Raw genomic sequence first — 251 nt, 5'->3', positions numbered from 1 at the left:
GTCATAAATTACTTGTGCGAGTTCTTTTTTGGACGCTTTCTCAAGGCTGTCAATTTTTTTGAGGCATCGAGTTGTATCTTTAACAATAAGTTTTCTTTTTGTAAGGCTTGGTTCTGTTTTTGGAGCTGAAGAAGCTTGTCTTGATTCTTGTCGTATCGTTTGACCATTTTTAGGTTTCCTTCCTCGACGCAATCTCAGTAAAGCCTGTGGCCCTTGCTTGTTATAGAGACATTCCCACTGATACACTGAAC

Annotated in this window: 1 pseudogene; it reads right to left on the bottom strand. The window is 39.4% G+C overall.

Annotated features, from left to right (window positions below):
* A pseudogene (locus H5R88_RS09585) lies at window positions 1-251 on the bottom strand (helix-turn-helix domain-containing protein); the annotation flags it as partial.

Origin of the sequence: Limosilactobacillus agrestis (assembly GCF_014145585.1) — a bacterium.
Lineage (GTDB): Bacteria > Bacillota > Bacilli > Lactobacillales > Lactobacillaceae > Limosilactobacillus > Limosilactobacillus agrestis.
Note: the sequence above shows the minus strand (reverse complement) of the source record. Positions and strands in the feature narration are given on the sequence as shown.